Consider the following 10,022-nt stretch of genomic DNA (forward strand, 5'->3'; position numbering starts at 1 on the left):
TGAGTAAAGTGAGTTAAGTGCCTTAAGCGGCGGGGGATATTCCTCCGCCGCTTTTTTTTGCAGCAAATGCCCTCATATATCCTGTTGAAACACCTTTTTTGTGCAACTAATAGTTGTCTCCTGACGTCGCTTATAAGATCATACTCCGTTATACGTTGTTTACGCTTTGAGGAATCCACGATGAGTGAGGCTGAAGCCCGCCCGAGTAACTTTATTCGTCAGATCATCGATGAAGATCTGGCCAGTGGTAAGCACACCACTATCCATACCCGTTTTCCGCCGGAGCCAAATGGCTATCTGCACATTGGCCACGCGAAATCCATTTGTCTGAACTTTGGCATTGCGCAAGATTACCAGGGCCAGTGCAACCTGCGTTTTGATGATACGAACCCGGTTAAAGAAGATATCGAGTACGTTGAGTCGATTAAAAACGACGTTGAATGGTTAGGTTTCCACTGGACTGGCGACATTCGCTACTCTTCGGATTACTTCGATCAGCTTCACGCCTATGCGGTAGAGCTTATTAATAAAGGCCTGGCGTACGTTGACGAACTGTCAGCGGACGAAATCCGCGAATACCGCGGCACGCTGACTCAGCCTGGCAAAAATAGCCCGTACCGCGATCGTAGCGTCGAAGAGAACCTGGCGCTGTTCGAAAAAATGCGTACCGGTGGCTTTGAAGAAGGTAAAGCCTGCCTGCGCGCGAAAATCGATATGGCGTCGCCGTTTATCGTGATGCGCGATCCGGTGCTGTACCGCATTAAGTTCGCCGAACACCACCAGACCGGCAACAAGTGGTGCATCTACCCGATGTACGATTTTACCCACTGCATCAGCGATGCGCTGGAAGGCATTACGCATTCCCTGTGTACGCTGGAGTTCCAGGATAACCGTCGTCTGTACGACTGGGTGCTGGACAACATCACCATTCCGGTTCATCCGCGTCAGTACGAATTCTCGCGCCTGAATCTGGAATATACCGTGATGTCCAAGCGCAAGCTGAACCTGCTGGTGACCGACAAGCACGTTGAAGGCTGGGACGATCCGCGTATGCCGACGATTTCTGGCCTGCGTCGTCGCGGTTACACCGCTGCCGCGATCCGTGAGTTCTGCAAACGCATTGGCGTGACCAAACAAGACAACACCATTGAGATCGCTTCTCTGGAATCCTGTATCCGCGAAGATCTGAACGAAAACGCCCCGCGCGCGATGGCGGTTATCGATCCGGTTAAACTGGTTATCGAAAACTATCCGCAGGGCGAAAGCGAATTGGTCACCATGCCTAACCATCCGAACAAACCGGAAATGGGCAGCCGCGAAGTGCCATTTAGCGGTGAAATTTGGATCGATCGCGCAGACTTCCGTGAAGAAGCGAACAAGCAGTACAAGCGTCTGGTGATGGGCAAAGAAGTACGTCTGCGTAATGCTTATGTGATCAAAGCCGAACGTGTTGAGAAAGATGCGGAAGGGAATATCACCACCATTTTCTGCACCTACGATGCCGACACCCTGAGCAAAGACCCGGCCGATGGTCGTAAAGTCAAAGGCGTTATTCACTGGGTGAGCGCGTCCCATGCGCTGCCGATTGAAATCCGCTTGTACGATCGTCTGTTTAGCGTGCCAAATCCAGGCGCGGCGGAAGACTTCCTGTCCGTTATTAACCCGGAATCGCTGGTCATTAAGCAGGGTTACGGTGAGCCGTCGCTGAAGGCAGCGGTTGCAGGTAAAGCGTTCCAGTTTGAGCGTGAAGGTTACTTCTGCCTGGACAGTCGTTATGCAACGGCTGACAAGCTGGTGTTTAACCGTACCGTTGGTCTACGTGACACGTGGGCTAAAGTGGGCGAATAAGCCGCAACACATCCTCTCTAAACGCCGCTTCATGCGGCGTTTTTTTTCGCAAAAAAACTGTGTTCCAGGCTCCGTTTGCGGAGCGAATTAATTACATGTCCGTAATAATGGACTGGGCGAATGTTTTTACGTTTAAATAACTTACCTCAATATGAAATGGGCTGAAACCGATTTCATCTCCATGGAAAACAAGCGATTTTTTCATTTCTTCAACGCTTTTTTATCTTCCGATGAAAATGTAACAGAAAGCAATCAAATATGTGCGGTTGCTCATACTATTACATACTCGTTACAGAAAGAGATTGATAATTCGCGTCGCGAAAAATAGTCTATTCATTGTAGTCACTGAGGTTTTCTTAGCGCTACTTTTTTATTTTTTGTTTTTTCGCTGTCCGCTTTTGTCGGCAGCATTTTATACGTCAAAGAGGATTAACATATGCGTACGTTTAGTGGCAAACGTAGTACGCTGGCGCTGGCTATCGCCGGTATTACAGCAATGTCGGGTTTTGTTGTCGCTCCGCAGGTACACGCCGAAGGATTTATTGATGACTCAACCTTAACCGGCGGCATCTATTACTGGCAGCGTGAGCGTGACCGTAAAGATGTGACCGATCACGACAAATATAAAACCAACCTTTCTCACTCCACCTGGAACGCTAACCTCGACTTCCAGTCCGGTTACGCGGCCGATATGTTTGGTATTGATATCGCGGCATTTACCGCTATTGAAATGAACGAAAGTAGCGAAAGCGGCCATCCAAACGAAATTGCATTCTCTTCCAAAAATAAAGGCTATGACGAGGATTACTCCGGCGATAAGAGCGGGATTAGCCTTTATAAAGCAGCAGCCAAATTTAAATACGGCCCAACCTGGGCGCGCGCCGGTTACATTCAACCAACCGGGCAGACTCTGCTGGCACCGCACTGGAGCTTTATGCCAGGTACCTATCAGGGAGCTGAAGCCGGTGCCAACTTCGATTACGGTGATGCTGGCGCACTGAGCTTCTCCTATATGTGGGCTAACGAATATAAAGCACCGTGGCACACCGAAGTCGATAAATTCTATCAGGCTGATAAAAAGACCAGTGTTGATTACCTGCACTCAATTGGCGCGAAATATGACTTCAAAAATAACCTGTTGCTGGAAGCGGCATTTGGTCAGTCTGAAGGTTATGTCGATCAGTACTTCGCAAAAGCCAGCTACAAATTCGATTTAGGCGGTAACCCATTTACCACCAGCTACCAGTTCTACGGTGCACGTGACAAGGTTGATGATCGTACCGTGAACGATATTTATGATGGCACTGCCTGGTTGCAGGCGTTGACCTTTGGCTACAAAGTGGCAGAAGTCGTTGACCTTCGTCTGGAAGGGACCTGGGTTAAAGCGGACGGCCAGCAGGGTTACTTCCTGCAGCGTATGACCCCAACCTACGCCTCTTCAAACGGTCGTCTGGATGTCTGGTGGGATAACCGTTCTGACTTCAACGCCAACGGTGAAAAGGCAGTCTTCTTCGGCGCAATGTATGACCTGAAGAACTGGAATCTGCCGGGCTGGGCGGTAGGCGCGTCCTACGTTTACGCATGGGATGCTAAGCCATCAACCTGGCAGCTCAACCCGGATGCGTACTACGACAAAAACCGGACTATCGAAGAATCTTCTTACAGCCTGGATGCGGTCTACACCCTGCAGGAAGGTCGTGCGAAGGGCACCATGTTTAAGCTGCACTTCACTCAGTACGACAACCATTCAGACATTCCGAGCTGGGGCGGTGGCTACGGCAACATGTTCCAGGATGAGCGCGACGTGAAGTTCATCGTTATTGCTCCGTTCACCATCTTCTAATGCCAACAGCGGCAGGCCGGGTGCCTGCCGCATCGTTGAGGAAAGTGCTATGAAAAAACTGATACTCATCGCCGTTATGGCATCAGGGCTGGTGGCGTGTGCGCAATCTCCTGCGCCGAAAGAGGACAGCCGTCTGAAAGAAGCCTACAGTGCGTGTATTAATACCGCGCAGGGATCGCCGGAGAAAATTGAAGCCTGCCAAAGCGTGTTGAATGTGCTGAAGAAAGAAAAACAGCACCAACAGTTTGCCAATGAAGAAAGCGTACGCGTGCTGGATTATCAGCAGTGTATCCAGGCCACGCACACGGGTAACGGTCAGTCCGTCAATGCTGATTGTGACAAGGTCTGGCAGGAAATACGCAGTAAGAATACTGCACAGTAAATCGAAAAATGAAAATACAACGGGCGGAGAATTCTCCGCCCGTTTGCATGTCAGAGTTTCTGTTCGGCCGGTTGATAATGACGACTCAGGCGGACAAACAACATTGCCGTGGCGGCGAGTCCGCAAAGTGCCGCGCACATCAGCCACCATCCCGGCGAGCTTTTATCTCCGGTTAGCTGGACCAGCGCCGTGGATATGACGGGTGTCAGACCGCCAAAAATCGCCGTAGCCAGACTGAAGGCCAGTGAAAAACCCACCGTACGGACATAGACAGGCATCACCTCGGTGAGTGCCGCGACCATTGCCCCATTGTACATACCAAAAAAGAACGAGAACCAAAGCAGAACCAACGTCATGCGCATAAAATCTGGCGCGGCGGTGAGCCAGTGCATGACCGGCCAGGTGGTGAGCAGTGCGAGTACGGTAATCCCCATCAACACCGGGCGGCGACCAATTCGGTCAGAAATCGCTCCGCCAATCGGCAGCCAGATAAAGTTAGAAATACCGACCAGCATGGTGACGACCAGGCTATCGCGCGCGCTCAGGTGGAGTACAGCCCTGCCATAGGTCGGGGTATAGACGGTAATAAAGTAAAACGTCGTTGTGGTCATCGCCACCAGCAGTGTACCCGCTGAGATCAGACGCCAGTTTTTGATGATAGTGGTGAAAATTTCCCTGGTGTCGGGACGGTGTGTACGTTGTAAAAATGCGTCCGTTTCCTGAAGCGAGCGGCGCAGGACGAAGATCAACGGAATAATCATACAACCAATAAAGAACGGAATGCGCCAGCCCCATTCAGAGATTTCATCGTGCCCCAGCGTGGCATTCAGGCCGTAGCCAATCAGCGCTGCCACCACAATGGCAACCTGTTGGCTGGCAGACTGCCAGCTGGTGTAGAAACCTTTATTGCCAGGCGTGGCGATTTCAGAAAGATAAACCGAAACGCCGCCCAACTCTACGCCCGCAGAGAAGCCCTGCAATAATCGACCGACTAATACCAGCACAGGAGCCAGCAGGCCAATACTTTGATAACCGGGAACCAGGGCAATCAACAGGGTCCCGCAGCCCATGATCGCCAGCGTCACCATCAGTCCTTTGCGGCGACCAATTCTGTCGATATAAGCACCCAGCACGATTGCGCCAACGGGCCGCATTAAAAAACCCGAACCGAAAACCGCAAAGGTCAACATGAGCCCGGCAAACTCACTCTCCGCGGGGAAGAAAGTCTTTGCGATATAGGTGGCGTAAAACCCGAACAGAAAAAAGTCGAACTGTTCGAGAAAATTACCGCTGGTTACCCGCAGTATTGCGCCGAAAGTTCCGGTGCGCGATGGTTGTTGTGTCATTGGGTTTGCTCCACTGTCTTATCATAATATTTATAGAGGTAAGAGTTTGCGGGTTAGTCGCCTGAGACTCCCGCCTGTTTGCCGCGCCGTTTCTCAATCGCCCACTTGAGTAAGGCTGCGCAGCGGTAAAATCCGTGGGCAAATTTTCCGTAAGGAATGGTCAGAAAAAGCGCCATGACCACACCGAGATGAATGGCCAGTAAAATAGCCATCCATGAGGTATCTCTTCCCGCCAGCAGCGCCAGACCGGTCAGACTGGTCAGCAGCAGCAGCAAAATAAAACCGCGATCCATCGGTTTTTGCCGGGCGTCGCCGTGTAGCGGTGAGCGCCTGAGATTAAGCCATAGCAAGCCAGCCGGGCCGACAACCAGGCCAATACCACCCAACGTGCCCAGCATGACCGGAACGCTGAAGAACGGGTAGGGTGCTTCTATGCCTGCAAAGTAGTGATAGCCCGTTGCCACCACGGTGGCGGCAAAGCAGAGCATAAAACCATAGAAGGTAAGGTGGTGGAAACGGCGACGCATCAGGGTGAAAGCATCATCCGCTTCGTTACAACCTTTGCCATGGCCTCCATCGAGATACTTCAGAGTCAGCGCATTGTGCGAGGCTTCAGCAATCTCGGCGGAACGCGGCATGTCCGGAGAAATCTCGCGCCAGAAGCGGATAACGCCTGCCATCAGCAAACCGATCGCCAGAACAAAGACCGAACCAAACATCCAGGCCAGCAGGTTATGCGGGAAAATTTGATAGAAATCCCCGGCCAGCGGAGGATGGAATAGTGAACCTTTCAAGCCTATAGCGAGGAGTAAAAACAGGATCAGACCGAATACCAGCGCCAGCGTCACGGTTACGCCTGCGCGACGATATAGCGCTCCAAAAGCGGCGGGCTGCGCGTAATGCTGATAGGTTTCGAGCCGGACTTCCGCCATCGCCTTCGGCACGTTTATGGCAAATTCATGAGGCGGGGCATACTGACACGCGTGCAGGCAAGCGCCGCAGTTATGGCACAAGTTTGCCAGATAATTGATATCCGCTTTACCGAATTCCAGACGCTGAGCCATGGCCGGGAACACGGCGCAAAAGCCTTCGCAATAGCGGCAGGCGTTACACACCTGCATCACGCGTTCAACTTCTGCTTCCGGTTCGGTGATAATTTGCGCTTCGATGATCAGTTTCTCAAGCTGCTTCATGACGTGTCTCCTTACGTGCGGCCAGCGCGGCTTCTTTTCCGGCAATGCGGCCAAAGGTCGTGCCGATCGACATCCCCACGCCTGCGGTGTAACCCTTGCCCAGCACGTTGCCCGCCATCATCTCTCCGGCGACGAACAGGTTACGGCTTGGAAGCCCTGCAAAATGCACAGCGGCGCGTTCGTTCACTTTTAACCCAAGATAAGTGAAGGTGATTCCTGGCCGAAGGGCGTAGCCGTAGTAAGGCGGTTGATCCAGCGGTCGCGCCCAATGCGTTTTCGCGGGTAGCAAATCTTTAGTGGCGCAGTTATCCAGAACGGTATGGTCGAACTGACCTGGCTGGCAGGCGTTGTTGTACTCTGTCACGGTGTGGGTAAAGCGTTCGGCATCCAGTCCTAACTGAAAGGCCAGTTCAGCCAGCGTATCGGCCTGCGTGCCAGGAAAGACCGGAGGCATGAAGTGTCCGATAGCTTTACTGTCGATGATGGAGTAGCCAATCTGTCCTGGCTGTTGAGCGACCAGACGTCCCCAGATGGCGTAGCGTTTGGGCCAGAAATCTTCACCTTCATCATAAAAACGCTCAGCATCCCGGTTCACCACAATACCGAGCGAAACGCAGTCCACGCGTGTGCAAATCCCGCCGTCATATAATGGCGCTCTGGCATCAATTGCCACACAGTGTGACTGGGAGGGCTCGCCGATAATGTCTGCGCCAGCATCCATCATAAATTTAAGCAGTACGCCCTGATTAAAACGCGTGCCGCGAATCAGGAAGTTATCCGCTGGCCACTCGCCGCGCTCGTTCTCTCCCCAGGCTTCTCGCAGCCACTCCCGGTTAGATTCGAATCCGCCAGCGGCAAGCACGCAGGATTTAGCTGTGATACGCTCGTTGCCTGACAGCGCCGCCACGAACTCGCCGTTGTGCAGTTCAAGCGCCTGAACGGGAGTGTCATAGCGGATTTGCACGCCCAACTTTTCGGCACTGCGGTAATAGGCATTCACCAGGGCTTTTCCGCCCCCCATAAAAAAGGCGTTGGTCCGCGCCACGTGCAAAGCGCCAGAGAGAGGAGGCTGAAAGTTAACGCCGTGCTGGCGCATCCAGTCGCGGCATTGGGAAGAGGTACGGATCACCAGACGCGCCAGGGCTTCGTTGGTATTTCCTTCCGTGACGCGGCGCAGATCCTGCCAGAACTCCTCTTCCGGATAGCTTTCCACCAGCACATCCTGCGGCGCATCATGCATACAGCGCAGATTACGCGTGTGTTGGGAGTTTCCCCCTCGCCATTCCCGGGGAGCCGCTTCGAGCAGAAGTACCGAAGCTCCTTGCTCCCGGGCGGACAAGGCAGCGCATAACGCGGCATTGCCACCACCAATCACCAGAACATCAACCATCGTATACTCCATTACCATTTAACCATTTGTTAAATTTGTAATTGAAATGTATACGCACAGCTTGTGCGGGCGCTATGACGTGGTGCTAAACGGTACTTTAGTTATTGTAAAGGATGGCGCCAGGCCAGCTTCCTGCTTCCACCAGTTGATGCATCACTTTCGTCAGCACCACGCGGGCCGCGAGGCCTGCCGGGGTGAGTTCATCGTCTGAGAGACTCACCAGAAAGTTGGGGCGGCTAAGTATTGGATTGTGAACGCCGATCACTCTTAGCGTCTCTTTATCTAGATGGGAAATTGCCGCGCCGGGCTGGAGAGTGGCACCAATGCCACTGCGCACGGCGCGCATGAGTAGCGCCAGACCATCAATTTCCGTGGCGATCTCAATGTTCAGCGCGTGTTCCTGACAAATCGCTTCCAGCCGGCCGCGCAGACCGTGGCCCGGGCTTGGCATTATCAATGGGATACTTGCCAGCTGGGCTGGAGCAATATTGTCATCGGCAATATCAGCCAGTAAGGCATGAGTCCCAATCAAAAACAGCCGCTCTTCGAGAATCGGTATGGCGCTCCAGCGCAGGATCTTTTCTTTCTGAAACACGACAGCCAGATCAATCTGGCGGGTATTAATCATCCGCTCCAGATTGCCAGAGAGGCTTTCCACCACATGCAGACGGACATCACTGTAGCTTTCCCGCATGGCGTTGATAAACGGCATTCCGAGAACGGAAGCGGTACTGGGAGCCATACCGACGCTGACGTGCCCGGAAAGCCGGGACTCGCGTGCGGCGAGGATCGCGTCGTCTGCGTGACGAAGCGCCAGTTGCGCCTGGGAGTAAAAAGCCAGCCCGGCGCTGGTGGGCGTCACGCCTCGCGAGGTGCGCTGCAGCAGGCGAATAGCGAGTTCGTTTTCCAGACGCGACATTTGCTGGCTGAGTGCCGAAACCCCGATATTGAGATCGAGTGCCGCGCTACCCATGTTGCCGGTTTCTACAATGCGCACAAAATAGCGTAGCTGGCGAAGTTCCATTTCGACTCTCCGGAAGGGGCAATTGATTTTTACATTAAAGCAACACAGGAGCGGAGGGAAGGGGAAAGGGGGTGAAAGGTTTCATTAGTGTATCTTGATCTAAACGTTTTCCTAATTTTATTCATATCCTGTTTATCCTGCTACTTCATGTCGCCAGACAGGCGTAAGTTACAAATCCTGATGTTTTACAAAAGGATTTGGCAATGAGCGGTGGCAAACCGGCGGCCCGGACGGGTGACATGACAAAATTCGGCGGCCCGATTGTCCAGGGTGCCATGGGCGTGATGATTGGTGCCCCCACCGGCGTCGCCTGCTCGGTCTGTCCCGGCGGCGTCACCTCCGGCTCCCCGGTCAACCCGCTCCTCGGCGCCAAGGTCCTGCCCGGCGAGACCGATTTCGCCCTGCCCGGCCCGCTGCCGTTTGTTCTCACCCGCGCCTACAGCAGTTACCGGACCCAAACCCCGGCACCGGCCGGCATCTTCGGTCCCGGCTGGAAAGCACCTTTCGATATCCGCTTACAGATACGTGATGAGGAACTTATCCTCAACGACAACGGCGGGCGCAGCGTTCACTTTGAGCACCTGTTCCCCGGGGAAGTGGCCTTCAGCCGCAGCGAACGCTTCTGGCTCGCCCGTGGTGGCGTGGCGAAACTGCACGAGAGTCATCCCCTGCACCGTCTCTGGCAGGCGCTGCCGGAAGACACCCGCCTGAGTCCGCATCAGTACCTGGCCACAAACAGTCCGCAGGGGCCATGGTGGATTATCGGCTGGTCTGAACGGGTACCGGAGCCGGATGAGATACTCCCCGCCCCGCTGCCGCCGTACCGGGTGCTGACCGGGCTGGTGGACAGTTTCGGGCGCAGACTCTCATATCACCGTGATGTCACCGGGCCGTTCAGCGGCCATATCACCGGGGTGACCGATGGCGCAGGCCGTCGCTTCCGGCTGGTGCTGAAGCAGATGAACACACTGCCCGTCACCCGCTACGGCCAGGATG

General features: G+C 53.8%; 8 protein-coding genes. 4 read left to right on the forward strand and 4 right to left on the reverse strand.

Annotated elements, in window-relative coordinates:
• Nucleotides 1–180 precede the first annotated feature (180 nt).
• The 3 genes from glnS (at nucleotide 181) to OGY09_RS24925 (ending at nucleotide 4,073) form a co-directional block, all read left to right on the forward strand.
• Nucleotides 181–1,848 carry a glutamine--tRNA ligase gene (glnS, locus tag OGY09_RS24915; RefSeq protein ID WP_032942697.1) on the forward strand — a complete coding sequence of 556 codons (1,668 nt, stop codon included), beginning with the start codon at nucleotides 181–183 and terminating at the stop codon, nucleotides 1,846–1,848.
• Nucleotides 1,849–2,284: 436 nt separating this feature from the next.
• Nucleotides 2,285–3,691: a chitoporin ChiP gene (gene chiP, locus OGY09_RS24920; RefSeq protein ID WP_008784105.1), complete on the forward strand. Its 1,407-nt coding sequence runs from the start codon at nucleotides 2,285–2,287 to the stop codon at nucleotides 3,689–3,691.
• 49 nt (nucleotides 3,692–3,740) lie between these two features.
• A complete protein-coding gene (locus OGY09_RS24925) occupies nucleotides 3,741–4,073 on the forward strand; it encodes a ChiQ/YbfN family lipoprotein (RefSeq protein ID WP_032942698.1) in 333 nt (110 codons plus the stop codon).
• A 50-nt stretch (nucleotides 4,074–4,123) separates the two neighbouring features.
• Here the strand turns inward: OGY09_RS24925 and OGY09_RS24930 are convergent, their stop codons facing one another.
• The 4 genes from OGY09_RS24930 to tcuR form a co-directional block, all read right to left on the reverse strand.
• Nucleotides 4,124–5,419, reverse strand: coding sequence for an MFS transporter (locus OGY09_RS24930; RefSeq protein ID WP_008784107.1), 1,296 nt, complete (start codon nucleotides 5,417–5,419; stop codon nucleotides 4,124–4,126).
• A gap of 53 nt (nucleotides 5,420–5,472) precedes the next feature.
• Nucleotides 5,473–6,612 (reverse strand): tricarballylate utilization 4Fe-4S protein TcuB, encoded by a 1,140-nt coding sequence (tcuB, locus tag OGY09_RS24935; protein WP_032942700.1) that lies wholly within the window; start codon nucleotides 6,610–6,612, stop codon nucleotides 5,473–5,475.
• Nucleotides 6,599–8,002 carry an FAD-dependent tricarballylate dehydrogenase TcuA gene (tcuA, locus tag OGY09_RS24940; protein WP_032942701.1) on the reverse strand — a complete coding sequence of 468 codons (1,404 nt, stop codon included), beginning with the start codon at nucleotides 8,000–8,002 and terminating at the stop codon, nucleotides 6,599–6,601. Before tcuA ends, tcuB begins: the two co-directional genes overlap by 14 nt.
• A gap of 97 nt (nucleotides 8,003–8,099) precedes the next feature.
• A complete protein-coding gene (gene tcuR, locus OGY09_RS24945; protein ID WP_032942702.1) occupies nucleotides 8,100–9,026 on the reverse strand; it encodes a tricarballylate utilization LysR family transcriptional regulator TcuR in 927 nt (308 codons plus the stop codon).
• 203 nt (nucleotides 9,027–9,229) lie between these two features.
• Between tcuR and OGY09_RS24950 the strand changes: the two genes are divergently transcribed.
• On the forward strand, nucleotides 9,230–10,022 hold a 793-nt coding region (locus OGY09_RS24950; RefSeq protein WP_286591092.1), incomplete at its 3' end, for a DUF6531 domain-containing protein.

This window comes from Citrobacter sp. Cpo071 (assembly GCF_030332765.1).
In the GTDB taxonomy this organism is placed as follows: Bacteria; Pseudomonadota; Gammaproteobacteria; order Enterobacterales; family Enterobacteriaceae; genus Citrobacter; species Citrobacter portucalensis.